The following is a 26923-nucleotide window of genomic DNA, read 5'->3' on the forward strand; positions in this document are numbered from 1 at the left end:
AGTATTGCGCTGAGTACAAGTATGATTAAATAAACTATACCTTGTCGCCATACAGTAAAATCCAAAGGAAATGTAATGAGCCTAATTAACGAAACCCATGATATTAATTTAACCAGCTGGGTAGAGTCAGCTAATGTTGATAATTGTGACTTCCCTATTCAAAACTTACCGTTTGCAGAGTTTCGTCGTAAAGGGTCTGATGAGGCCTTTCGTGGTGGTGTTGCAATTGGCGACCAAGTAATTGATTTAGCAAAACTGAGCAAATTAAACGTTTTAAAAGGTGACGCAAAAACAGCCGCTGATGCAGCAAGTGAAGCAACTCTAAATACATTTATGGGTTTAGGGGGGCAGTATTGGTCAGCACTGCGTTTAGCGCTTTCAAAAGCACTACGAGCAGGCTCTGAGCACCAACAAGCGCTTAGCGATACGCTTGTAGCACAATCTGATATAGAGTTTTCTTTGCCTTGTCGTATCGGCGATTACACCGACTTTTACACTTCTATTTATCATGCTACTGCTGTGGGTAGTTTGTTTCGCCCTGATAACCCATTACTACCTAACTATAAATGGGTACCTATTGGTTATCATGGTCGTTCTTCATCTATTGACGTATCAGGTCAAACATTTCATCGCCCTAAAGGCCAAACTAAAGCGCCTGATGCAGAAGTGCCATCATTCGGTCCTTGTAAGCGCCTTGATTACGAACTAGAGCTGGGTATTTACTTAGGTAAAGGCAATGCACTGGGCGATGCAATCGCGATTGAAAATGCTGAAAACCACGTATTTGGCTTTTGTGTATTTAACGATTGGTCAGCACGTGACTTGCAAGCGTGGGAATACCAACCGCTTGGTCCATTTTTAGCTAAAAACTTTGCTTCAACTGTATCGCCTTGGATTGTTACAACCGAAGCGCTAGCGCCTTATAGAACAAGCTGGACGCGTGATGAAAACGATCCGCAGCCTATGGACTATTTAGAATCAAAAGCGAATCGCGACCAAGGTGCTTTTGATATTCAAATGGATGTTAAAATTCAAACGCAAAAAATGCGTAGCGAAGGCCATAACCCAACGCGTGTATCAACATCTAGCTTTAAGCACTCTTACTGGACTGTGGCACAAATGGTTACTCACCACACAGTAAATGGCTGTAACTTTATGCCAGGTGACATGTTAGGTTCGGGCACTCAGTCTGGTCCAACGCACGAAGAAGCGGGTTCTTTACTTGAACTATCTCGTGGCGGTAAAGAAAAAATTACGTTAAGCAATGGCGAACAACGTAGCTTTTTAGAAGATGGCGATAACGTTATTATGCGTGGCTGGTGTGAAAAAGAAGGTTATGTACGTATAGGTTTTGGCTCAGTAGAGAGCACTGTACTACCTACAAAGTAATACATTTCCATAAATTAAATACAAAAGGGCCGCTTGTGAAAAGCAGCCCTTTTTTATTAATTTTTGAACAGTTACAATTTTTTTCTAGCTTTTTTAACTCAAATTGCTATCTTAATTCGGTTAATAGCCAGTGTTTATATGCCATGTCAGTATTTATAAAGTCTTTTTATCATAAATTTTTCCCAGCCCGACAGCTACTTATTCGTCAAAATGGCGAAGTTAAGCACGTTGTTTTAGCACCTTGGTTTCAACTTCTTGTAGCATTGCTTATTTTAGTCACTTTCACTTGGCTGAGTATTTCTAGCTTTCGTGTTTACACACAAACAAATAAAATTTCTGACATAGAACAAAGTCAAATAAACGAGCAAACACTTTGGCAACAAAAAGTCAGTGAACAGCAAGCTCTTCAAGCAACGCAGCTAGAACAACTTGCGATACTTGAGCAAAAGCAGGCACTACTGCAAAGCATGATAGAATCCCTTCCCGCTTCAATTAGCAAAGATGTCATTAAGCTTGATACAGAACTTGACGTACCAATCAATGAAAATGGCAATGAGTTTCATGAGCCATTAGTCGATGAAAATCAAAAAGGTAAACAAGCGCAGTTAATCGCTCCAATTACATTCGCAACAAGAGTGGCCAACTTAAATAATCATTATGAGCAAAGCTTTACCTATTTAGATAACCAAATTAGTGAACGTCACCAAGCCATTTTAGCTATGGTCAAAGGCGCAGGAATTGAGTCTGCGCTTGAGCAACACCTAATATTAAGCGCCCAAACAACCGCACAAGGTGGCCCACTTGATACATTTAACGAAACAAAAATTCCAAGCCACTTTTTAGCCATCGTTGATAAGTTATTAATATTAAATAATTTAGAAAACTTTTTAACTGAGCTACCAAACACCCTGCCTTTAGCTAAAGCTAAATACTATATTTCGAGTAATTTTGGCCTTAGAAAAGATCCTATGAATAGTAATCATGCTTTTCATAAAGGGATTGATTTAGCAGGTTGGCATAAAACCGAGATATTTGCCCCAGCAGACGCTGTAGTGCTTCGTGCCGGTCGTAATGGTGGTTATGGTAACTTTATTGAGCTTGAACATAAAAATGGCTTAGTAACTCGATTTGGACACTTAAATAAAATTAAAGTAAAGAAAGGTCAATCAATCACTAAACATGATGTAATCGGCCTAATGGGCAGTACCGGCAGAAGTACAGGTACTCATTTACACTACGAAGTATTACTTAATGATAAACAAGTCAATCCTCTAAAAATAACAAAGGCGCTTTCTCGTGTTTGGTAGAAAAAAACAAAAAACAGTTAGCTCTAATTTAAAAAGAGTGAATCACACGCCGTCTATTATTTCTGAAGACGTACGCCTTACAGGCACTTTAGTTAGCCAAGGTGAAGTACAGCTTGATGGCCATATTGATGGCGATATAAAAGTGGAGCATTTAGTTATTGGCTCAACGGGTGTTGTTGAAGGTATTGTTGAAGCTAAAAGCGTTATTGTTAAAGGCAAAGTTATTGGGTCAATTAATGCTAGTGAAGTAAAGGTACAAAGTGGCGCTCATGTTCATGGCGATGTGTTTCACGATACATTGAGTATTGATGCAGGTGCAGTAATTGAAGGCAGTTTAAAGCAACGCTTTGAAAAAGAAGAGCCTGAACTAATTTCGAAAGAGCTTAAACCCGCAAAAGAAGTTAAAGCATTGTTGAAGGAAGATGGCAGCGACTTATCGTTTGTAAATAAACAAGCCGCTGATAAAAACTAAGTAGAATCAGCTTAACGTAAGCTACCTTTTTTCAGTAATATACATTGTAATATCTGCAGTGAAAACAAGCTCATTGCGGGTATTATACAGTTTAACCGGTACTACTAAGTCTTCTTTATCAATCCACTTATGGGGTAAATCAATTTCAGCGACTGCTCTTACATCTGTATCTACTTTAGCCAAATACCTAACTGTCATGCCTTTTGGGATCCAACGATGCGTTTTAACTGGCACTGTTGCATCAACCATTACACCTGCACACAATTCAGCTAAGTTACACTGCGCAATAGCATGAATAGTTCCAATATGATTATGAACGCTGCGACGATTTTTAACCAACGCACTACAATGCCCTTCTCGAAGGTCGAGCACGTAAGGTTTCATTGAACCAAAATATGGCGCTTTAAAGCAAACAGCTTTAGTAAAAAGCCAATTCCCAAAAGGTAGGCGCTTAAATTTATGCCATGTTTGTACAAGTGCAGATTTATTACTCATTATTATTTTCCATCAACAGTTACTTTTTTCAAATTAACACATCAGACCAGTTTTAAAAAGTGCATTTACACTGCCTTTTTAGCTTAATCCAATCAAAAAATAAAAATGACAACCTATGCAGGGGTCATAAGCCCTTTCTTTTTTACGAGTGCCCACCTAAAATACTCGGCAAAAGGAGACTCAATGCAAACACAGCCCGCTAAACCTAATATGACTTTGTTACTTATCCTAGCGTTACTCGTTATATTTTGCCCTATGGCAATCGATATTTACTTACCCGCTTTTCCTACTATTGCAGAACAATTTGCAGTTACAGAACAACAAGTTCAGCAAACCGTTGCTATTTTTATGCTAACAGTAGGTTTAGGCCAATTAATTGCGGGGCCTTTGGCCGATAGGTTTGGCCGAAAGCCAGTGGCTATAGTGGGTATAAGTTTATATGCAGGCTCAGCATTACTTGCCTATTACTCGCCTTCTTTTGAAGTATTGATGATTGCACGTGCCCTTCAAGGTTTTGGAGCCTGTGCCACATTTGTTGTCGCATTTGCGATAGTACGTGACAAATATGGGAGCGAACGAAGTGGACAAATGATCACTTACCTTAACGGGATTGTGTGCTTTATTCCGGCAATGGCACCTATTTTAGGAGCTTGGCTTACCGTACAATTTGGCTGGCGTATGAACTTTATGTTTTTAACCGCGTTTGCCATTGTAGGGCTTGTTGTTACGCTATTCTTTTTTAGAGAAACTCGTCCTGCTGATAGCCATTATCAGGGGCATATTTTAGATTTACGTCGCTTTACACCTATTATAAAAACACCGGTATTTTTGTTTAATAGCCTAATTTGCATGGTCTCAATGTCGGCAATATTAGTTTATGTGACGCTAGCTCCAGGCTGGCTTATTACGCATTTAGGCGGCACTGTAGCCGACTTTACTTTTTGGTTTACGTTAAATGCCGTAATAAGTATTGTCGCTAGTTTTATTTTACCAACGTACATTAAACGAAATAGCCAACGTGCTTTGCGTGTCGGTGTGAGTGTACTGGTTTTTTCAGGCGTTTTAATGCTAGCCCTTAGCAGTATAGAAACGGCATTTGCGCTTATGTTACCTATCTTAATTGCAGCATTAGGCTTTGCTCTAAGTTTAGGCTCAGCTGCAGGTATGGCTCTGTCGAGCTTTCCTAAACAAGCAGGCACAGCCTCGGCATTACTTGGTGCTATGCAAATGAGTGGCGCGAGTATACTCGTTGTTTTAACCCAATATTTAGGGTTAAGTACACCGTGGTTAATTGCTTTTCACTTATTATTGCTAGTTCCGCTTTGGCTTATTTTAATGAGCAAAAAAGCTCATACTTTACACCCAACTAAAAGCGCTCAATGATCAATCCTGATTTTTTAGTCTCGTTTTTATTAGCCAGCTTTTTAATGGCTGTAGCACCTGGGCCATCAAATGCATTTTTGATGGCACAAACATTTGCTAATGGTCGAAGCGCCGGTATGCAAAGTGCTTTTGGTTTTGCATTAGGTGGGGTTATTCATACTCTATTTGCTGTTGTAGGCCTAAGCGCAGTCCTAAAAGCTTCCCCAAGTGCCTATGCCGCAGTGCAATATGCAGGCGCAGCATACTTATGTTATTTGGGGTTTATGATGATTAAAGGCACGCTAAAGCAGCCAGAGCCTATATCTGAAGGCAAGCAAACCGATAAACCGCATATAAGTACCAGTAAAAAAAGTAATGTCATGTTTCAAGCCATGATGACTGAAGTGCTAAACCCTAAAGTGGCGCTGTTTTTTATTGCATTTATTCCGCAATTTGTAGATCCAACGCTTTCATCGGCTACTTTTCAACTCGCTTTTTTTGGCTTGCTTTACCCTATTTTTGCTTTTCCGATTGACTGCACGTATATTTATTTTGGCGACAAAATTGCACAGTTTTTTAGACGTAACCCAAATAGCCAACTTTGGATTGATAGGATCACCGGCATTGTATTTATAGCCCTTGCTATCAATCTATTATTTTAACTAACCTGCACTTTGGTTAAGAGATTTATTACCCAGAGTTTAAGCTAACTAATAAAAAAGAATCAGCATGGAACAAAAAACACAATCTCTTCCCGCACAAAAAAATATTGCTTTAGTTGCCCACGACGGTAAAAAAGCAGCATTAAAATTTTGGTGTGAAAAGCACAAAGAAATACTAAGTAAGCACACTTTATATGGCACAGGTACTACCGGGCATTTAATTCAAAAAACCACGGGACTTGATGTAGTTCAGCTATTAAGTGGCCCTATGGGCGGCGATCAACAACTTGGCGCTAAAATAGCTGAACATGAGATACATGTTTTAATATTTTTTTGGGACCCATTAGCATCACAGCCTCATGACCCTGATGTTAAAGCACTGCTGCGTTTAGCCGCTGTTTGGAATATTCCCGTGGCATGTAATGAAGTGAGTGCAGATATGTTATTAAGCTCACCGCTTATGGATGTAGAGCTTGAACGTACATTGCCAGATTACGAAAAATACCTCGCAACCCGACAAATAGATCTTTAAACCTCAATTGTAATCTAGGTTATTTATAAAGCATGCTGGCCCATTTAGTCAGGCCAGCAGTTACACTACCAAAGTGGTCCCCGTTAACCATTTTTATATTGCCTAAGTGCTCACTTAAAGCCGCTTTAATCAATGGTGATTGTGCACTACCGCCTGTTAAGTAAATAATATCTGGCGTGGTTGCAGCGTCGCTGATTGCTTGTTTTGCTAAAGTAACTATTTGGCTAATACTACTCTCAACGGCAACAGCTAAATCGCTTACCGATACATTTTTATTCAGCCCACTATCTAAAAAGCTTAAATCACAATCAAACGCACTAGCTGATGAAAGTGCTATTTTAGCCGCTTCACCTTGTTGTACTAACTGATGACCTTGCTTGTTTTGCTGTAAATGTATTAAACGCTTATAAAGCTCAGGTGCACTTACATCACGTAATTGTGCATTTAGCTCTCGGGTATGGCTTTCACTATAAAACTGGCTTTGTAAGTTTACATCGTTAATTTTACACGCTTGCCAAAACGCTTGATTAGGCAAAGGTAGACCTGATTTAAACGTACTGCCTAAACCCAATAACGGCATTAAACCATGAAAGCTCAAAGCAATATCTAAATCGTTTCCGCCAACACGTTTACCACTGTGAGATAAAAAATCGCCATCGCGCTGGCTATTTCCTCTAAAACTCGGGCCCATTTGTACAAACGAGCAGTCACTCGTACCACCACCAATATCAATAACGAGTACTTTTTGATCCTGAGTTAAATCACTCTCGTAATCGATACCCGCAGCAAGTGGCTCATATAAAAACTCTACGTCTTTAAAACCAGCGCGTTTAGCAGCGCGTTCTAAAATACCGACCGCTTGTTGATTTGATTGCTCACCACCCACAGCTTGAAAGTTTACTGGGCGACCAATCACTGTTTGTGTAAGTGTTTTTCCTAGAGAGAGCTCAGCGCGTTGCTTAATTTTTAAGATCATCGCGGTTGCAATATCTTCAAAAAAGTTAATTTGACCTTGCTTTAAACCTGTTGCGCCAAAAAATGATTTAGGGGACTTAACAAAGTAGCCTTCTTCAGGGAACTGCACGTACTCGCTAATCGCTTCACGACCAATAAATAGGGTTTCATCTGAAGGCTGTAAATCAAGGTCTGACTTAATACGAGGTAAGGTATTTAATAATGCTTGGCGCTGTGTTAAAAAGTCATGCTCATGGGCTGTGCCATGTAAATGCTTAGCAACAAAGTCAACAACCAAGGCACTGTGATGAGTGTAAAGTGTAGACGGTAAGTAATGTTTTCCTTGCTCTAGCGGTACTAATTGAACATTACCCTCGCTCATTACACCCATAGCACAATTAGAACTACCGTAATCAAAACCTACAAACATACTTCACCACACATTACCAAAAAGGCCGCGCAATTTAGCACACTTTGTAAAAATTATAAATGTTATAAACTATCTCTTACTCGTAAAAAACTAGCAAAACGCGGTAAACCGTTTTTTGTTAATCCATGAAATCGGTACGTTACAGTGCTACCTATCTCAGGCGCCGTGGAGCGCTCTGCATCACTAAACCCAGTACCAATAGAAAACACCTGCCCTTGTGCTGTTTTTACCCTTAATGCCCCTAACATACCTTGGTATTTTCCTTTACCTGGTAAATGCGCAATCACAACCGCTTCTGCATCTAAATAAGGTTTTAATTTTAGTAATGCACTGCTTCGACCATTGCTGTGCTTAGCACTGGCCAAATGAAGCATTACGCCCTCGCCACCCTGCTTAGTTATGTTTTCAAAATACTCTGTGAGCTGCTCATTATTAGTAAAGCTATATTGAACTACAACGCTAATATGCGGCGAGTTTAGGCTAGTAATAAGCTCATTATAGTTTTTATAACGAGTGCTAAAAGGCAGATTTTCATCTGGCATATCAAATATTTTATAAGTAATAGTTTGCCAATCATGATTATTAGGTTTTTTAGTTCTTACTATGCCACTAAGCGCAGAAAAGTGCTCACGCTTGGTCCATAGCTCACCATCAAGCCATACATTTGGCAATGGCGCTGTAAACCAACTCGGCGCATTGATAATATTGCCCTTGCGAGTAACAAACTGCGTGCCGGTCCATATAGCTCTTACGCCATCATATTTTTCACTGACTAAATACTTACTTACATCGTAATGTTTAGTTTCGTTATATACTTTAGCCAGTAAAACAGAGGGTTGTGCTGCACTTATACATTGCGTAAAAAGTACAACAACAATTAAAAGCAGGTGTTTAATAGTAAACATTAGCGCATCCAAGCAAGTAAAAGTTGGCTTAAACTATAGTTGAGATTGCACCCATTGCCAAAACTCATCTAAGTTACTCATTTTATAGGTAGCTTGGCTAAAATCGTGATCTTTTGTGTGGCTATTAGCAATGGCTATAACAGGTAACAAGGCGTTGTTGGCCGCCGTAACGCCGGTAAATGTATCCTCGACAGCAATTGCATTGCCTGCCTGTATATTTATCTGCTTAAGTGCCAATAAATATGGGTCTCCTGCAGGTTTAGGATTAGTTACATCGTCTTTTGTTACCACCGTGTCAAACAGCTCATAAAATCCTAAACCTTTAAGTATTGGCATAGCTTCACTTTTAGCACTGCCCGTTACTAGCGCCATTTTTAAGCCACTCGCTTTTACAGCTTTTAACGTTTGCTCTGTAAACGGCATTAGTGGTGGTAAATGTGTTATTACATATTCGCCAAATAAACGGTATTTTTCATCCGCTAAAAACTGTGCGCTTACTGATAAGTTATGCTCTTGCTTAATTTCGATTGCAGCTTCTAAAGTGGGTCGTCCTGAAAAGCGCTGACAAAAATCATTTTCTAAATAACTAACACCATAAGGCTTAAGTAGTTTATTCCAACATACAAAGTGCATGCTTTCTGAATCAACTAATGTGCCATCCATATCAAATAATACTGCTTCTAATGTCATCCTCATTCCTTATTTAACCTAAGCCAAATTTTGACAATAAAAAAGGCGCCTTAAGCACCTTTTATTAAATTGTTGTTATTGCGTTAAGCCTGCTGGTGGCTCACCCGTTGCTTCTTCACCCGTATCAACATCAACAAGCTCATAGCCACGCGTTTTACGCATAACTTTAAGTACAGGCTTTTCAAATGCTGTTTTTAAACGATCTGAGTCATCTTTCAACTCATCAAGTGTTGTACCAAAAGGGGCTGCGCCTGTTTCTGACCAGTTAGTCACTTTACCGTTCAGGTTATATTCTACTTCGTGTATTTGATATTGCGCTGCTTCGTCTTTCGTTGCTTCACAAAAAATTACACGGTAATTCCAAAATCCAGCCATTGCTCTTCTCTTTAAATAAACCAATTAGGCGCTACTTTAGCAGCTCTAAAAGGGGTTATACAAACATAAAAGCCTGCACAAGGCAGGCTTTCAAAATTAATACAATTTAGGTTAACGGTTAGAAAAAGTTAACTTTAAATTCAGCACCAACATAGCGTTCTTCATTAACAATACCCGTATTGTTATTAAAGTCTACTGCGCCAATAACTTGTTGCTCGTCAAATAAGTTACGAACAAAAGCGGCTACTTCGTATTCGTAATCGCCTTCAGACCATGTGTAACCTGTACGCAAACCTGTTTCAATAAGCTCTTTACCTTCAAACTCTACTGATTCGTAAAGGAACATATTGATTTTACTGCGATAAGAAATATCACCGCTTGCGAAGAAGTTACCATCGGCAAGTTCTTTAGTGTAGCGAAGCGTAAAGTTAGAGATCCACTCAGGAGCATGCGGTAAGCTATTACCATCAAGTACAGCAAGACCAGAACCATTAATTGGGTCAGTTACAGTACATTGAGCACAAACAGCGACAGCTAAATCGTTATCTTTAATTTCTGTTTTATTGTAGCTTAAGTTAAACGTTGCATTAAACTCATCGCTTAATACCCACTGCGTATCTAACTCAAAACCATAGCCAGTCGTTTTATCAGCATTAACTAAACGGTTAAAGTTAGCACCACCGCCTACAGCGGTAAGTTGCTGGTCGTCCATTGTGTAATAAAACACAGTCGCGTTAACACGACCTTGGCCATCTAACACGTCTGATTTAATACCTGTTTCGTACGATGTTACAGTTTCTGATTCAGCTGTTGTTACATCATCACCAAACAAAATACGACCTTGTAAACTAGGTGCGCGGAAGCTGTTTGCTACACGGCCGTACCAGTTAACATCATCGTTTACTTTGTAATTTGCAGATAAATCCCAGCTAACATGGTCGTCACTAACATCACGCTCTACTAGTAAAGCACCACCGCCAATTGGGCTAAGTGTACGGTCAGCGACAAAATCTTTATCATCGTCAGAGTAGCGAAGTCCCGCTGTTACTTTTAAATCATCTGAAAAAGTATAATCTACAGAACCAAATACAGCCCAAGCTGTAGTATCTTGCTGTTGACGAACATAGCCATTTAAAGCACCAGCATCGGGTGTTGAGAATGTATCGTAGCTGTAGTTTTCAATAGTTAGTTCTTCATCGAAGTAAAAAACACCTACTTGATAATTTAAATCGCCATCAAAGTTACTAGATAAGCGTAGCTCTTGCGTCAACTGGTCGTGATCTGGAATGCCATCAGCACTTTCTGAAGAGAAAGGGATAAAACCAGGCCCCATGAAATCTGGAATATAAGAAGCACCGTAACCGCCGTCGATGTCAGCGCGCGAATATATTTCAGCACTTTCCCATGCAGAAATTGAAGTGATTGTGTGATTTTTAAGTTCCCACTCAAGCTTTAAGCTTGCACCTTCAGATTCTACTTGTTGAGTAGAGCGAGATGCCGCATCTTGATAAACAACATCACTTTCGTAATTATCTACTAGCTCGTTAGTACCTGTTTTAATTACATTTGCGCGAAAGGCAATTGGCGAGCCATCTAAATCACGTGTGTGATAGTTTAATAAAGCAGTAAAATCGTCGCCTTCATATAAAAACTGAACACGTGCCGCTTTTTCAGTGTAACCACCTTGCTCGTCTTTAGCTTCAAAGCCTGGAGCTTGGTTATCAATGTAATCGTCTTTATCTTGCCATAATAATGAAACACGAGCAGATAAACGGTCAGTTAAAGCACCACCTACAGCACCACTTGTGTCTACAGCGCCACGGCTACCGTATGAAACAGAGCCATAACCATCAAATTCTTGGCTTGGTTTAACAGTATCAAACTTAACAAGGCCAGCCGGCGTGTTACGTCCAAATAAAGTTCCCTGTGGTCCACGTAATACTTCTACGCGTTCAACATCAAATACTGGGAAGCCTTTTAAAATTGCATTTTCTTGAACGACTTCATCAACAACAAGTGATACTGGTTGTGATGCATTCAAATCGAAATCGGTATTACCTAAACCACGAACGTAAAAGCGTGGGAATGAACGACCAAATGAAGATTCAATAGATAAACTTGGAATTTTCGCATTTAAAAAACGAATATCCATACCAGCTGAGCTATACGCATCAAGGTTATCACCTTGTAGAGCAGATACTGCTACTGGTACTTCTTGAGCGTTTTCTACACGTTTACGAGCTGTTACTTGAATAACTTCTAGTTGATTACTTTTTTTAGCTGTTTTTTCTTCAGCAGCTAAAGAAGAAAATGAAGTACCTGCTACTGCAGAGAACAACGTTGCATTGATTAGGGTAGCTAACGTAGATCTTTTCATTGCTTTCATGTTGGGTTTAACCTTTTTTGTGCACTCTTGTTCAACGGTTTTTTGTGTTGCGCAATGTATTCATTGCGGGCTCGTTCAATTTTTCGCGACTTGCGTCATGCGCGCGGACCTTATTACCGAGAGTACAAAAACGATGTTATAAGGCTGAACGAACGATTAAGATTATACCATTGTGTGACAATTTTACTGCATAAATATAGACATAATTAGAAACTTTTTTGCAACATTTAACTACAAAATCACGTGTTTTTATCACTATTTAGATGCAAAATTCTAATACTAAGGACATATGTCCTTTATTGGATTTAATAAAATGGAGTAGGAAGAAGGGATTGTTTTACATGTTAACCTAAAATAGAAACACCTGTGTTTTTATTAAAAGCCGCCCAAGAGCGACTTTTAATATTTACTATATTTGAACTATGAGCGCTTAAATGCAATTTCACCGTCGATATGAATATCACGCTGCGGAAAAGCAATCACTACATCATGCTTTTCAAATACAGCGTAAATACTAAAACGAATATCACTGCGTACTTTTCTAAGCATGGTTTCAGACTCGGCGCACACCCAAAAAATAGCGTTAAATACGAGCGAGCTATCTGCAAAGTCATCAAATAACACCGATGACTTTGGATTAGCCAATATTGCTTCATGATCATCAAGCACTTGTTGAATAAGCTTTTTAACCAGTATCACGTCTGATCCATACGCAACACCTACACTGACCGATGAGCGTGCATTGCCATCTATTAGCGTCCAGTTTGTTACTGTATTTTCGAGCAATTGAGAATTAGGAATAAGCATATGTACGCCGTCATTTCGGCGAATACGCGTTGAGCGAGTATTAATTGTTTCTACCACACCTTTTGCATTACCTACTTCTAAAAAGTCACCTATACGTATTGGGCGCTCCCACATTAATATCCAGCCACTAATAAAGTTATTGATAATATTTTGAGCACCAAAGCCTACACCAATGGCTATTGCACCTGAAACAAAAGCAAACGCAGTAAGCGGTATGCTTAATACTTCTAAAGATGTAAAAATTAAAATAGCGATACTTAAAATAAAGTAGATACGTGTAAATAAATGCACGGCATCTTGGCTTAACTTTTTTGCCAATAATGTTTTTGTTATTAGCTTGCCAATACGCGTCACAATAAACCAAATAGCGAAAAGTATTAAAGGCACTTTAATAATTTTTGCTACGGTAATGTGTACATCGCTGTAACTAAATACAACAAAGGCAAGAATTTGGTTTATGTGTTCTAAGGTCATTTATTTTCCAAAACAAGCAAAGGAGCGCTTTAAATTTAAATCGCTATAAAGTGAAAGCGGTTCAGTGTTGGGTAAGTTTAGCAGTCATAATATAACTAAAACGCCAAGTTAATAAGTTCAATATACTTTTTATGAACAATTTATTAACTCTTTATTGCACCGAGTGCTATATAAATAGTGTACAAGCACTGGAGATCACATATGACACAACTTACTTTAAATCAAAGACTCGCTACTTTGCAGCCGCAGGTAGACTTACATTTATTTGAAAGCAGCCTGGATTACCGAAATAAAATTTTGTGCCTTCTTGCAGAACAAGAGCAAACACTGGCATCTATCAACAAAGAGTTTGGCCAACAACAACCTAGCAACTTTGGCTCTGAGAGAAAATTTGTACTTGGATATAACTAAGCAATTATGACTCAACGACTTATTAAGTAGCTCAGGTGTTTACTTTTAGAGCTACTTTTACCTCCCTTAAAGCTAAATATTAGCTAATTTGCGTTCAAATCCCCCTTAATACCGATAAACTTTATTGTATAAACGCCAAAATTTGATAAGTTAACTAGGTTTTTCGACTCGCAAAGCCTATTCCGGCTAATCTTTCTATGGAGTTATTATGCGTAAAACCCTGATCGCCACTACTATTGCTAGTGCCTTAATATTATCGGCCTGTTCATCTAACGATACACAAAACATGGCAAAAGAAGGCGCAGCACAAGTGCAAGACATGAACGCAAACAATGTTTTATTTAAGCCAAGCCCATTGCAATATATGGCACCAGAGTTTGATAAATTTGGTACAAAAGACTACGAAGCTGCATTCGATGCAGGTATCGCACAGCACACGGCACAAGTACAAGCCATTGCTAATAACCCTGCTCCAGCAACATTTGAAAACACATTAGTTAAAATGGAATTGTCAGGTGAGCTATTAAATCGCGTATCGGCTGCTTTTTATAACTTATCTGGTTTAATTTCAGATGCTGAATACCAGCGTATTGATGAAAAAATGGCGCCTGTATTATCTGCTCACTCAGATGATATTTACTTAAACGGTGAATTATTTAAGCGCGTACAAACAATTTACGACAATCAAGATAAATTAAACGCAGAAGATAAACGCCTAGTTGATTTTTACTACAAGCAGTTTGTAAAAGCAGGTGCTAAATTAAATGACGCTGAAAAAGCTAAAATGCGTGAAATTAACTCAGAGCTAGCTCAGCTATCTACTGCGTTTTCACAAAACATTTTAAAATCGTTTAAAGAAGACGTTATTGTAGTTACAGATAAAAGTGAATTAGCAGGTCTTTCTGAAGGCGAAATTGCAGGCCTTGCTGCATCAGCTAAAAAAGCGGGCAAAGACGGTTACATGATCACTTTGGTAAATACAACGCAACAACCAATTTTAAGCAGCCTTGAAAACCGCGACCTACGTGAGCGAATTTTTAAAGCTTCTGCAAACCGTGCAGCAAAAACTAACGGCCCTATTATTATTAAAGAAACTAACCTACGCGCTCAAAAAGCAGAGCTTTTAGGCTACAAAGATTGGGCTTCTTATGTAATGACGTCGCGTATGGCACAAACAACTGATAACGTTTACGGCATCCTTGATGACCTAGCACCAAAAGCAGTTGAAAAAGCAAAGATTGAAGCAGCCGCTATTCAAAAAGTGATTAACGATTCAGGCGAAAGCTTTGAGCTTAAACCATGGGATTGGACTTTTTATGCTGAAAAAGTACGTGCAGAAAAGTACAACTTAGACCCAGCACTTGTTAAACCATACTTTGAAATGCAATCGGTTATTCACGATGGCTTATTCTTTGCAATGAACAAACTTTACGGTATTACGTTTAAAGAACGTAAAGATCTTCCTGTTTATCATGAAGATGTAACCGTATACGAAGTATTTAACGCTGATGGCAGCGCTATTGGTTTATTTTACTTAGACCCATATGCACGTGAAGGTAAACGTGGCGGCGCATGGATGAGTGCATACGTTAGCGAAAGCGGCTTAAAAGGCACCAAACCTGTTATTTACAATGCGCAGAACATCCCAAAACCTGCTGCAGGCGAGCCTACGCTAATGACATTTGATGAAGTGTCTACTATGTTCCATGAATTTGGTCATGCTGCACATGGGTTATTCTCAGATGTTAAATACCCAAGCCTAGCAGGTACTGCAACGGCGCGTGACTTTGTTGAATTTCCGTCACAAGCAAATGAAGATTGGATGATTGAACCAACAGTACTTGCAAACTATGCTAAGCATTACAAGACAGGTGAGCCAATTCCACAAGCTTTACTTGATAAAGTACTTGAATCGCAAAAATTCAACCAAGGTTACGGCACTACTGAATATTTAGCCGCTGCACTACTTGATATGGAATGGCATTCATTTGGTTCTGATAAAAAAGTAGCTGACGTTCAAAAGTTTGAGCAAGACGCACTAGAAAAACACGGTATTGCTTACTACCCTGTTCCACCGCGTTACAAATCAAACTTCTTTAGCCACACATTTGCAGGTGGTTATTCAGCGGGTTACTACGCGTACCTATGGACTGAAGTGTTTGCAGCAGACGCCTTTGCACATATGGAAAACAACGGTGGCTTAACCCGTAAAAATGGTGACAAGTTCCGTAAAGAAATCCTATCTAAAGGTAACAGCCGCGACTTAATGCAAAGCTACATTGAGTTTAGAGGTCAAAAACCAACTACCGACGCACTACTTAAGCGCCGTGGTTTAGTTGAATAATTAATAACTTAGTTGAGTAATTAGTAACGTAGTTTATTAATTTTAGACTTTATAAAAGCCCGCTTGCGGGCTTTTATTGTTTATACATCAATTTATAACAGATAAACTGCTGCCATTAATTATTTAAAGACGACAGCTATGCGGTACTTATTTGCAGTAACTTTACTTTGGGCATTTTCATTTAGTTTAATTGGCGTGTATTTAGCTGGCCAGGTTGATGCATGGTTTAGTGTGTTAATTCGCATAGCACTAGCCACTCTGGTATTTTTACCCTTTTTAAAGCTTAAACAAACACCTAAACCTTTAGCCTTAAAGCTCATGCTGATTGGCGCAATACAACTTGTTGTTATGTATAGCTTTTACTACCACTCCTTTTTATTTTTAAGCATCCCCGAAGTACTGCTATTTACAGTAATGACTCCTTTGTACATTACCTTGCTAAATGATGCATTGAACAAACATTTTAACCCACGCTTTTTTATAATCGCACTTATTGCTGTAATTGGTGCAATTACCATTCGTTACGAAAACCTAAATAGCAATTTCATAATTGGCTTATTATTAGTTCAAGGTGCGAACATAAGTTTTGCTGTAGGCCAAGTAACCTATAAACGCTTAATGATGAACAATCAGCTTGATGATAAAACCGTATTTGGATGGTTTTTTATAGGCGCACTTATTATTGCCACAATTTGTTATGCATTATTTGGTAATTCAAACAAATTACCAACCACTTCTACTCAGTGGGGCATATTGATTTATTTGGGGGTTGTTGCATCAGGCCTTGGTTACTTTATGTGGAATAAAGGCGCAACGCTTGTCAACGTTGGAGCTTTAGCCGTAATGAATAACTTACTAATCCCAGCTGGTATTATAGTTAATGTCCTTATATGGAATAGAGACGCTGACATAGTTAGGTTAAGTATTGGTGCAGCTATAATGTTAGGTGCATTATTAGTGAATCAAATGCTTAATAAAAAAGTAAATTAATAAACTTGTAGCTAAATTGTCATTAATAATCATTAAGGTAGTACAAATTTTACTTTTTAAGGATAAACAATGAAACGTATTACCTTACTTACAAGCTGTATATTGTTAGCCACACTTGCTGGCTGCGACGACGATGTAGAAATAGTAGAAAAAGAAGTGGTTGTTACCAGCACAGAAGTTGAGATTGTTGAAGTGCCTACGCCTATTATTGTAGAGGTACCAAGTGGTGATGCGCCAGATATTCAACTAGGCACTCGTCCTTATTATTTAGTCAATGATATGAGCGACAGCAACTTAAAAACACAATTAGAATCTTGTAGTGAAGGTCCTTTTTACCGTACCGACTTTTCTATTGGTCATCGCGGTGCATCAATGCAATACCCTGAGCATACTAAAGAAGCCTACATTGCTGCAACCAGAATGGGCGCAGGCATTGTTGAATGCGATGTTACATTTACAAACGATAAAGAACTAGTATGTCGCCACTCCCAATGCGACTTACACACCACAACTAATATTTTAGCCATTCCTGAGCTTGCAGCTAAATGCAGTGTGCCATTTACACCAGCAGACCCCGCTAACGGTATTGCTGCTTCTGCAAAATGTTGTACCAGCGATATAAGCTTAGCGGAATTTTTAACCCTTGAAGGTAAAATGGATGGGGCAAACACTAATGCAACTACCGTTGCCGATTACATGGATGGTACACCAAGTTGGCGCACTGATTTATATGCCACCAACGGCACATTGATGACCCATAAACAAAGCATTGCACTGTTTAATGAGTTGGGTGTAAAAATGACCCCTGAACTTAAATCGCCACAAGTAAGTATGCCATTTGATGGAATGACGCAAGAGCAATATGCGCAAAAAATGCTAGACGAGTACACACAAATGGGCGTGCCAGCCGCAAAAGTTTATCCGCAGTCGTTTAATCTTAATGACGTAAAATACTGGATTAATACCAACCCTGATTTTGCAGATAAAAGCGTATACCTAGATGGTCGCGACAGCGAAGCAGGATTTGATCCAAACAACCCGCAAACATGGCAACCTAGCATGGATGAGCTTGTTGCCAATGGCGTTAAAATTTTAGCGCCTCCAATTTGGATGATGCTAACAATAGATAGCGAAAGTAATATCGTGCCATCACAATACGCAATTGACGCAAAAGCAGCAGGTTTAGAGCTTATTGCATGGAGCCTTGAGCGCTCAGGTCCGCTTAATGAAGGCGGTGGATATTACTATCAATCTATTGCTGATGTTATAGATAACGATGGCGATATGATGACGGTTGTTGACGTGCTCGCAAAAGACGTAGGGGTAATGGCTATATTTTCAGATTGGCCGGCTACCGTAAGTTATTACGCTAGTTGTAATAAAATGCCTGCAAGTATTTAATACCAATCTGCTTATATATGGGGTCTATTTAACGTTAAGAAAATTACGCTAGAACTAGGCAAAAATTTTTTATCTAGTTGTTCTAAATAAAAAATTTTTAACGACGTTATAGTGAAATTTAATTCGTTAAATTGATCAAAGATTTATGCAGGTTGGTATAAATACTCGACAACAAAAGTCGTTTATTTTATCGCGCTCAGTTACCATATCATTATATATAATTTTATTTAACTGAGCGCTTTTATGATAATTCAACAACATAACGCAGACTTGCCAACACCTACAGGTTTAATGCGAACAACCGTATATCGCCCTCAGGCGCAAGGGCAATTCCCTGCTATTATTTTTTATTCTGAAATTTTTCAGCAAACTGCACCTATTGCACGCAGCGCGGCTATTTTAGCAAGCCATGGCTTTGTAGTATTAGTGCCTGAAGTGTTTCACGAGTTAAATCCTATAGGCACTGTGCTTGCTTACGATGATACAGGTAAAGACAAAGGCAATGCCGATAAGTGGGCAAAGCCACTTGAGCATCATGATAGTGACACGCAAGCCATGATCGATTTTATAAAACAACAAAGCTATTGCACAGGTACAGTAGGCGCAATGGGCGTATGTATTGGTGGGCATTTAGCTTATAGAGCGGCGCTTAACCCTGAAATTAAAGCGGCTTTTTGCTTATACGCGACTGATATTCACAGCGACACATTACCGGCAAAATCAGGTAATAACTCATTTGAACGCATGGCTGATATACAAGGCGAAATTCACTTTATATGGGGTAAACAAGACCCGCATGTGCCACAAGAAGGTCGCACTAAAATATACCAGCAATGCGTAAGCACTGGCATTAATTACCAATGGCAAGAAGTTAACGCCCAGCATGCCTTTATGCGTGATGAAGGTGAGCGATACGATGCAGCCCTTGCAATTAATATGTATCAACAAGCGGTTGCATTATTTAGCCGTACTTTATAAGTATTTTATAAATGCTTTATAAATATTTTAAAAGCGAAAAGAATTAAACGCTTTTCAGCATACCCAAGGCGGTATGCTGTTTTACAAAATATGCTTTTAGGTAATCAATAAATAATCGTAGTTTTTTAGAACCCGCAGCCCCTGGCGGAAATACTCCGTACAGTTCAATATCTTTGCTTTTATAATCATCTAATATTATTTCAAGTAGCCCAGCTTGTACTTTAGGCCACGCATCGTAAAGCGGTATACGCCCAATGCCATGCCCCGCTTCTACAAAGGCAGTACGTGCAGCTGCGTTATTAGTACTTAAGGCGCCTTGCATTGCAATGTCGTGTTTTTTGCCATCTTTTGAAAGTGTTAACGTTTTACTTCCTAGCTGATAAACCACCCATTGATGATCTGCCAATTCTAAAGGCGTTTTAGGTTTACCAAAATGTGTAAAGTAATCCGGCGCGCCACAAATACAAGTGCTCATTGTAGTAAGCTTGGTTGCTTGCAAGTTGGAGTCACTCAGTGCCACACCCCTAATTGCAAAATCGAACCCATTTTTAATAATATCAACCACATCGTCAGTAAGCTGTAAGTCTATTTTAATTTTAGGGTATTGGCGCTTAAACGTATTTATTGCAGGCACAATTAACTGCATTCCCACATTTACTGGGCAACTAATTTTAAGTAAACCTTGTGGCTCGCTCTTTATATTTTCTATTTGCTGATTAGCCGCATTAGCTTGTTCGGTAATTATTCTACAACGCTCATAATAAGCAATGCCTGCTTCAGTGAGCGCCATGGTACGGGTTGAGCGATTTAGTAAAGTAACTTCAAGCTGCGTTTCTAATTTTTTTAAATGATAACTTGCAACTGCTCGCGTAAGCCCTAGCTGTTTGGCAGCAGCGGTTAAGCTGCCCTGCTCTACAATTTGCGCAAATACAACCATGCTCTTTAACTGCTCAAACGACACCTTCATATGTGCTCCGTAGCGTGTTTTAAATTCAACCCCTCTATTGTATCAATTATTAAACCAATAAAGTTAAATTTATCATCGTTGTTTAAAGCTCTGTTAGTGCATATAGTAATTGGTAAGCAAGATAAACCAATTTAAATCATCAGAAGGAATATATTCAATGTCTAAAAAAATACTTATGGTTCTTACATCTCACGCAGAACTTGGTAACACTGGCGAAAAAACAGGTTTTTGGGTAGAAGAATTTGCAGCCCCTTATTATGCATTTGTTGATGCAGGCGTTGAAGTAACATTAGCGTCTCCAGCTGGCGGTCAACCACCCATTGATCCGACAAGTACGCTTGTCGATTTTCAAACAGATGCAACAAAACGTTATGACGCAGATAGCGCAGCGCAAACCCTTATGGCAAACACTAAAGTGTTGAGTGAAGTAAAATCTAGCGATTTTGACGCTGTATTTTACCCAGGCGGTCACGGTCCATTATGGGACTTAGTTGATAACACTGACTCAATCTCACTTATCGAAAGCTTTGTAAAAGAGCAAAAGCCTGTTGCTGCGGTATGTCATGCAAGTGCTGCATTTTTAAATGTTAAAGATGCCGATGGCAATGCATTAGTAGCGGGTAAAAAAGTAACTGGTTTTACTAACTCTGAAGAAGCTGCAGTGCAACTTACCGATATCGTGCCATTTTTAGTTGAAGACGAGCTAATTAAAAAAGGCGGCGATTATCAAAAAACTGACGACTGGGGCGTATTAGCGCTAGTAGATGGTTTAGTAATTACCGGTCAAAACCCAGCAAGCTCTGAACTAGCAGCCAAAAAACTATTAACCAAACTAGGTTAATAGTGAGTAAAAATTAAAAATAAGCACAGCATTTTATGCTGTGCTTTTTTAATTGCTTTTCATTAGCAAATACAATTCCTATACTGGCAACTCTTAAAGTCAATTAGGGTGATTATATGGCAACCAAGCCAACCACACTGTCATTACTAACGAGTACCCGCTTCGCAATTTTTAGTATTGTTGTTATTTGCTTCGTACTACAAGTGATCAATAGCCTACCTGGTATAAACCTAAATGGTTTAGGCATATATCCACGCAGTATCCAAGGCTTAATTGGCATACTATGCGCACCTTTTTTACATGGTAGCTGGTGGCACTTCGCCAGTAATATGATTCCATTTGTAGTGTTAAGTTGGCTAATTTGCCAGTACAGCGTAAAACGTTTTTATAACGTATTTATTTTTACCGCTCTAGTTGGTGGACTGTTAGTTTGGGCATTTGGGCGCAGTAACATACATGTTGGTTTAAGCGGTGTTATATATGGTTTATGGGGCTTTATTCTATGCTACGGCTTAGTAAGACGCTCATTAAAATCAATTATAATTGCTGTTGTAGTGGCTATACTTTATAGCGGTTTTATATGGGGTGTTTTACCCCAGCGCTATCATGTATCGTTTGAAAGCCATTTATTTGGAGCGCTAAGCGGATTGTTTTTAGGTTATAGATTAGCAAAAGCCGATAAATTAAAAGGTCGGTAAATTAAGTATTAGGGCCTTTAATTAATTTTTTATGGCCACATTTACCATATATGTATTTCATCTAACAGAGGTTATTTATGAGTGATAAAAACGAATACACGCCACCAAAAGTATGGACGTGGGAAAGTGAAAGTGGCGGTAAGTTTGCCAGCATTAACCGCCCAATTGCAGGCGCGACTCATGACAAAACTCTACCTATTGGTGAGCACGCATTTCAGCTTTATTCTCTTGCGACACCTAATGGCCAAAAAGCTACAATCATGTTTGAAGAGCTTTTACAGCTTGGTTGCACCGATGCAGACTATGACGCATATTTAATAAACATAGGTGATGGCGATCAGTTTGGATCTGACTTTGTTGATATTAATCCAAACTCAAAAATCCCAGCGCTAATGGATCATTCAACCACGCCGCCTACTCGCATCTTTGAATCTGGTTCTATTTTACAGTATTTGGCTGAGAAATTTGATGTACTCATACCTAAAGATTTAAAAGCTAAAACTGAGTGTCGTAACTGGCTATTTTGGCAAATGGGCTCAGCGCCTTACTTAGGTGGCGGATTTGGTCATTTTTATAGCTACGCACCAAGTAAAATGCAATACCCTATTGACCGTTTTACCATGGAAACCAAACGCCAGCTTGACGTGTTAAATCGCCATTTAAGCGAAAATGAATACATGGCAGGTGATGAATACTCAATTGCCGATATTGCAATTTGGCCGTGGTACGGATCGTTAGTGCTTGGAGCTTTATATGATGCAGCAGAGTTTTTAGATGTTGCCTCATACACCCATGTTGTACGCTGGGCTACGCAAATATCAGAGCGCCCCGCAGTAAAGCGTGGTCGTCGCGTAAATCGCACATGGGGCCCTGAAGAAGAGCAAATGGCAGAGCGCCATAACGATAGCGATTTCGAAGGTTAAATCTATAGAACAGCAAGTAAAGTCGTTAACACTTTAACCTGCTTGATAATTTTAAGGCTCAAAATAAATATTTATTTTGGGCCTTTTTACTTTTTAAACTTTTTTTATCCCTCCCATAAACTATATTTACTTTACATTAAAGTTTTATTTAGCTGCGTAAAGGCTTATTAAGCTCTTTGTATTACCAGTATTGCATTAGTGTAATTTGCTAAATGGTTTACTTAATTTCCTAGGGGTTGTTTTTGAAAAAGGTTTTAATTAGTGCCATATAACAATTTAAGTAATAATGAGCGAAAAGAAGCGCTCAAAATTTTATACTCGAATGCTATTTCCGGAATTGCAGTCTCTGTACTAGTCAGCGTTGCTTTAGTATTTGCTTTTGATATAACTAATGAGAAAACTAACCACGATAAAGTAGTCTGGTTAGGCATAATGATGTGCGTGCTTACTTTACGTATTATTGATGTAGGGCTTTTTTTGAAAGCTCAAAATTCTCGCCAACCTTACAACACACATTCTTATCTAAATCGCTTTGCTATTGGCTGTATATCAACAGCCGTGTCTTGGTGTGGTTATGCTCTTTGGTTTCATAGCACTTCATCTACGGTGGAAGTTACTACGACCATTGCTATTTTATCGGCGCTTGCCGGTGGCTCTGCAAATTTGCTGTCTGGAAGTCGTTTTACCGCTGTTCTATATAGTTTTACTTTATTGGCGCCCTACTCTTTTTTGCTAGCGCTTTCAAACGATCACTACCAACACGTATTGGGGTTATTAGGTTTAACTTTTGCCACAATCATGATTGCCTCTTCGTACAAATCAGCCACATTTACACACAGTGCAATCAAGCTCAAAAACCAAAACAGAGAGCTGCTTAATGAAATGGAAAATAAGGTCGAACAACGCACTGAAGAAATTTACCGCTTATCGAATACCGATCCACTCACAAATCTATTAAACCGCACCGCATTTTTAAAAAATGCAAACAAACAACTAGCAGATAACCCTAAAGAACCCTTTGCTTTATTATTTGTAGATTTAGATGGTTTTAAGCAAATCAACGATTCGTTGGGTCACAAAGTAGGCGATAAAGTATTAAAAGAAATAGCACTGAGAATTAGTAATGTATGCAACCAACAACTCTATAAATGCCGTTGGGGCGGAGATGAGTTTTTAATTTTAGCAACGTATCAAAGCCAAACTGAGCTTATCGAGTTTGCTAATAAAGTGCTTCAAAGCATTAGCGCCGAGCATGAAACATATAAATATCAAAAATGGGTATCAGCAACTATTGGAATGGCCATGTACCCTGAGCACGGGAGTGATTTAAATACCTTAATTCGCTCTGCTGATATTGCAATGTATCACCAAAAACGCATGGCTAAAGGTAATATCAATATTTATAACGATTCACTCAAATTAAAACAAGAAAGAGAGTACCTGTTGAGTCAACGCCTAGCCAGTGCCATAGAAGAAAACAGTTTAAGACTAGTATTTCAGCCAATTGTAGATAGCAAAACATCAAAAGTAACCTCTTTCGAATCATTATTACGCTGGCAACTAGACGGTGAAAATATTTTCCCTGATGAGTTTATAACTATTGCCGAGCAATACGGTTTAATAACCCAAATGGGCCTCTGGGTCATAGAACAAGCATGTATACAAGCAAATAAATTCAACCATTTACCGACAAAAATTGCAGTAAGCGTGAACGTATCGGTAATACAATTACAAGATCCAAATTTTGTAACTAAGGTATTAAAAATAGTAAACAATCACCAAGTAGAGCCTAAAGATCTGCATATAGAAATTACCGAATCAGTATTTGCCGAAGATAAACTCACATTTTTGACAGCCGTGAAAGCACTACAAAAACAAGGCTTTTGTATTTCAATTGATGATTTTGGAACTGGCTACTCATCACTATCAAGCATGCTTGATATTGGTGTAGATATAGTAAAAATAGACAGAAGTTTTATTCAAAATATGGATAAAAGAGGGTTAAGTATTATTCATGCAATTGTACAAATGGCCTCATCTTTAGATTTTACTGTTGTTGCCGAAGGCGTTGAAACTATTGAACAAGCAAACACGCTTACTAATATTGGTGTATCTCACCTGCAAGGTTATTACTTTTCAAAACCGATGGAAGTAGATTTTGTAGATGCTTATTTAAATGAGCAAAATAAGCTGTGCCGTTGATAACCAAAACCCGCTAAAAGCGCTTAACTGCCATATGAGTTTTGCACTACCTTTCTTATTAGGGCTTGTTTATCTTTCGAGGTTAAATTTGCAGCAGACTGTTTGGTATTTAGGCAATGCAGAGCCTATGTAGTGTGGTTATTCCCCATAAATAGGCGATAACGCAGCATAAATGCCAAACATTCGCTGCCCGAAGGGTTCTGCCTAGGGGAGATTGACTCTTTGTTACTAGGTTACAAACCTCGCGCCGCGATTAAATCTTCCTTGGGTTGAACAAAGTTCAATCCTGAAAGGTCAACAAGCCCTTCTTAAAACATAATCTTACAATTACTTACACCCAGTACATAGTTATTAGCGTAGGCTAAATATAAACCAACTTACATAAGTGTATTACGTTTAAATTTACGCTAATTAGCAAACCGCCAGCGCTGGACCCTACGTTAAGTTGTGCGCTGATGTTGCTTATATAAGTGAATAATAAAAATGTAACGATACAACTAAATATAAAAAAGGGATTTGCATGATAAAACCACTTTGCTATTCACTCATCACTTTACTTACCCCCATTAGCGCTATAGCTCAAACAATGGCAATAAAAACAACGGATGAATTAGTATCAACCGATTCAGAGATTTTATTTGCATATAATAAAGAATCAAAACAATTAGAAGCCATCAATTTACTCACATCACTAAGTAGTGAACTTGCTTTACCAAAAAATGCCATCGGGTTTGATGTGGCTACACTTGCTAACATTACCGATAAACAAGCACTCGTACTAACAAGTGATGGCGTATACAAAGCCCATGCTGGTAAACCAACACTATTGTTTAATTATGAGTCGGTTCTAAATCAATTAAAAATAGATAAATTTGAAAAAGTAGACTTTGTCTTCGATGCCAACAACGACGGTCTAAGCGATATTTTCATCCCTGGGTTAGCAAGCAGTACTTTATACATTCAAAATAAAGATGGCAGCTTTAAGCCTAACAAATTTAAACAAACACCTATGTATGAAGGCAGCTTTTCAGGAAAAGGGCTTTCTCTAGAAGTTAATATTAACAATAAACCCGTTGTTATTGATTTTAACCACGACGGGTTAAGCGACTTGGTTTTTTCAAATGACTTTGGAGCAGATGTACTACTTGCTAATTCAGAAGGCTTTGAGCAAAAGCTCACCTCAATTGATTTTAACATCGAATTAGGCGAGCTAAGCAATGGCGAAACTCGCAAAATAAAGCAAATTATTGATATTAATAACGACGGATTTCTAGATTTTACAACTAGACAGTTTAAGCCAACGCAAGGTATGGATTCGTTAGATATAAAAATAGCACATACTTTGTACCTAGGAAGTGCTAAAGGCTTTAGTAATACGCCCATTACCTTATTTGAAACACAAGGCCCTAGTGAGTTATTGCTCAAAACTGATTTTAATAATGATGGCTTAATTGATTTACAAAAAATGGATTTAGATATTGGCTTAGGTACTATTGCGTCTATGGCATTGGGCGGTGGCAGTACTGATGTAGATGTAGAAATGAACATTTATAAGCAGCAACCCGACGGCTCATTTGCCAATAAATCGAGTATCGAACTTGATTTAGAAATGGAAGTAGGAATGAACGGCGATGATTCCGAGCCAGCCCTATATTTAGGTGATATTAACGGCGACAGCTATATTGACGCAGTATACAAATACAGTAAAAAAACGCTGTATATTTATTACGGAGAGCAAGACTCACTGCTAAATGATAAACGTAAAAAATTAAAACTAACGCTGCCTAAAAATAATAAAGATATTCTTCTGGTAGACATAAACCAAGACGGTAAAAAAGATTTTGTATTTAAATTTACCGAAGAAGATGGCACCAGCAAAATAGAAACACGCTTAAATTAAGCCAATAAAAAAGCCCAACGGAGTTAAC

The 26923-nt window shown here is 38.7% G+C and carries 24 protein-coding genes; 16 read left to right on the forward strand and 8 right to left on the reverse strand.

What is annotated here, in order from left to right; genetic code table 11:
* The first annotated feature begins 75 nt into the window (after nt 1-75).
* From fahA to I6F50_RS10145, 3 genes are all read left to right on the forward strand, one after another.
* Nucleotides 76-1389 carry a fumarylacetoacetase gene (fahA, locus tag I6F50_RS10135; RefSeq protein WP_197176172.1) on the forward strand — a complete coding sequence of 438 codons (1314 nt, stop codon included), beginning with the start codon at nt 76-78 and terminating at the stop codon, nt 1387-1389.
* Between the two features lie 143 nt (nt 1390-1532).
* Nucleotides 1533-2696 (forward strand): M23 family metallopeptidase, encoded by a 1164-nt coding sequence (locus I6F50_RS10140; RefSeq protein ID WP_165729039.1) that lies wholly within the window; start codon nt 1533-1535, stop codon nt 2694-2696.
* A complete protein-coding gene (locus tag I6F50_RS10145) occupies nt 2686-3168 on the forward strand; it encodes a polymer-forming cytoskeletal protein (RefSeq protein ID WP_197176174.1) in 483 nt (160 codons plus the stop codon). The genes I6F50_RS10140 and I6F50_RS10145 overlap by 11 nt, the downstream gene beginning before the upstream one ends.
* Before the next feature lie 21 nt (nt 3169-3189).
* Here the strand turns inward: I6F50_RS10145 and I6F50_RS10150 are convergent, their stop codons facing one another.
* Nucleotides 3190-3663 (reverse strand): hotdog fold domain-containing protein, encoded by a 474-nt coding sequence (locus tag I6F50_RS10150; protein ID WP_007581322.1) that lies wholly within the window; start codon nt 3661-3663, stop codon nt 3190-3192.
* Between the two features lie 183 nt (nt 3664-3846).
* On the opposite strand from I6F50_RS10150, the gene I6F50_RS10155 reads away from it, so the two are divergent.
* From I6F50_RS10155 to I6F50_RS10165, 3 genes are all read left to right on the forward strand, one after another.
* Nucleotides 3847-5046, forward strand: a complete 1200-nt coding sequence (locus I6F50_RS10155; RefSeq protein WP_165729038.1) for a multidrug effflux MFS transporter — start codon at nt 3847-3849, stop codon at nt 5044-5046.
* A complete protein-coding gene (locus I6F50_RS10160) occupies nt 5043-5687 on the forward strand; it encodes a LysE family translocator (protein ID WP_165729037.1) in 645 nt (214 codons plus the stop codon). The genes I6F50_RS10155 and I6F50_RS10160 overlap by 4 nt, the downstream gene beginning before the upstream one ends.
* A 67-nt stretch (nt 5688-5754) precedes the next feature.
* Nucleotides 5755-6219, forward strand: coding sequence for a methylglyoxal synthase (locus I6F50_RS10165; protein ID WP_197119113.1), 465 nt, complete (start codon nt 5755-5757; stop codon nt 6217-6219).
* A gap of 19 nt (nt 6220-6238) precedes the next feature.
* On the opposite strand, the gene yegD is transcribed toward I6F50_RS10165, so the two are convergent.
* From yegD to I6F50_RS10195, 6 genes are all read right to left on the reverse strand, one after another.
* Nucleotides 6239-7603, reverse strand: a complete 1365-nt coding sequence (gene yegD, locus I6F50_RS10170; protein WP_007581315.1) for a molecular chaperone — start codon at nt 7601-7603, stop codon at nt 6239-6241.
* Nucleotides 7604-7665: 62 nt separating this feature from the next.
* Nucleotides 7666-8508 carry a DNA ligase gene (locus tag I6F50_RS10175; protein ID WP_024593562.1) on the reverse strand — a complete coding sequence of 281 codons (843 nt, stop codon included), beginning with the start codon at nt 8506-8508 and terminating at the stop codon, nt 7666-7668.
* Between the two features lie 33 nt (nt 8509-8541).
* Nucleotides 8542-9198, reverse strand: coding sequence for an HAD family phosphatase (locus I6F50_RS10180; RefSeq protein WP_165729035.1), 657 nt, complete (start codon nt 9196-9198; stop codon nt 8542-8544).
* Between the two features lie 75 nt (nt 9199-9273).
* Nucleotides 9274-9573 carry a hypothetical protein gene (locus I6F50_RS10185; RefSeq protein ID WP_007581307.1) on the reverse strand — a complete coding sequence of 100 codons (300 nt, stop codon included), beginning with the start codon at nt 9571-9573 and terminating at the stop codon, nt 9274-9276.
* 118 nt (nt 9574-9691) lie between these two features.
* Nucleotides 9692-11959: a TonB-dependent receptor gene (locus I6F50_RS10190; RefSeq protein WP_197176176.1), complete on the reverse strand. Its 2268-nt coding sequence runs from the start codon at nt 11957-11959 to the stop codon at nt 9692-9694.
* Nucleotides 11960-12379: 420 nt separating this feature from the next.
* The gene (locus I6F50_RS10195; RefSeq protein ID WP_007581304.1) at nt 12380-13240 is read right to left on the reverse strand and encodes a mechanosensitive ion channel family protein; all 861 of its coding nucleotides are present in this window, start codon (nt 13238-13240) and stop codon (nt 12380-12382) included.
* Between the two features lie 201 nt (nt 13241-13441).
* Between I6F50_RS10195 and I6F50_RS10200 the strand changes: the two genes are divergently transcribed.
* The 5 genes from I6F50_RS10200 (at nt 13442) to I6F50_RS10220 (ending at nt 19364) form a co-directional block, all read left to right on the forward strand.
* Complete coding sequence (locus I6F50_RS10200) at nt 13442-13651, forward strand: hypothetical protein (protein ID WP_024590275.1); 210 nt, start codon at nt 13442-13444, stop codon at nt 13649-13651.
* Between the two features lie 208 nt (nt 13652-13859).
* Entirely contained in the window at nt 13860-15995 is a 2136-nt protein-coding gene (locus I6F50_RS10205) for a M3 family metallopeptidase (protein WP_197176177.1), read from the forward strand.
* Nucleotides 15996-16133: 138 nt separating this feature from the next.
* The gene (locus I6F50_RS10210) at nt 16134-16985 is read left to right on the forward strand and encodes a carboxylate/amino acid/amine transporter (RefSeq protein WP_197176178.1); all 852 of its coding nucleotides are present in this window, start codon (nt 16134-16136) and stop codon (nt 16983-16985) included.
* Nucleotides 16986-17054: 69 nt separating this feature from the next.
* Complete coding sequence (locus I6F50_RS10215) at nt 17055-18386, forward strand: glycerophosphodiester phosphodiesterase family protein (protein WP_197176179.1); 1332 nt, start codon at nt 17055-17057, stop codon at nt 18384-18386.
* Nucleotides 18387-18629: 243 nt separating this feature from the next.
* Entirely contained in the window at nt 18630-19364 is a 735-nt protein-coding gene (locus tag I6F50_RS10220) for a dienelactone hydrolase family protein (protein WP_165729030.1), read from the forward strand.
* Between the two features lie 43 nt (nt 19365-19407).
* Here I6F50_RS10220 and I6F50_RS10225 read toward each other — a convergent pair whose 3' ends face one another.
* Complete coding sequence (locus tag I6F50_RS10225) at nt 19408-20331, reverse strand: LysR family transcriptional regulator (protein ID WP_010555363.1); 924 nt, start codon at nt 20329-20331, stop codon at nt 19408-19410.
* 157 nt (nt 20332-20488) lie between these two features.
* On the opposite strand from I6F50_RS10225, the gene I6F50_RS10230 reads away from it, so the two are divergent.
* From I6F50_RS10230 to I6F50_RS10250, 5 genes are all read left to right on the forward strand, one after another.
* On the forward strand, nt 20489-21172 hold the full coding sequence (locus I6F50_RS10230) for a type 1 glutamine amidotransferase domain-containing protein (RefSeq protein WP_165726437.1): 684 nt from the start codon (nt 20489-20491) through the stop codon (nt 21170-21172).
* 116 nt (nt 21173-21288) lie between these two features.
* A complete protein-coding gene (locus I6F50_RS10235; protein WP_010555361.1) occupies nt 21289-21870 on the forward strand; it encodes a rhomboid family intramembrane serine protease in 582 nt (193 codons plus the stop codon).
* A gap of 77 nt (nt 21871-21947) precedes the next feature.
* Entirely contained in the window at nt 21948-22793 is an 846-nt protein-coding gene (gene yghU / locus I6F50_RS10240) for a glutathione-dependent disulfide-bond oxidoreductase (protein WP_007581288.1), read from the forward strand.
* A gap of 261 nt (nt 22794-23054) precedes the next feature.
* On the forward strand, nt 23055-24995 hold the full coding sequence (locus tag I6F50_RS10245) for a bifunctional diguanylate cyclase/phosphodiesterase (RefSeq protein ID WP_165729026.1): 1941 nt from the start codon (nt 23055-23057) through the stop codon (nt 24993-24995).
* Nucleotides 24996-25515: 520 nt separating this feature from the next.
* Nucleotides 25516-26895, forward strand: coding sequence for a VCBS repeat-containing protein (locus I6F50_RS10250; protein WP_010555359.1), 1380 nt, complete (start codon nt 25516-25518; stop codon nt 26893-26895).
* Nucleotides 26896-26923: the final 28 nt, after the last annotated feature.

Origin of the sequence: Pseudoalteromonas sp. NZS127_1, from assembly GCF_015864295.1 — a bacterium.
Classification (GTDB): domain Bacteria; phylum Pseudomonadota; class Gammaproteobacteria; order Enterobacterales; family Alteromonadaceae; genus Pseudoalteromonas; species Pseudoalteromonas arctica.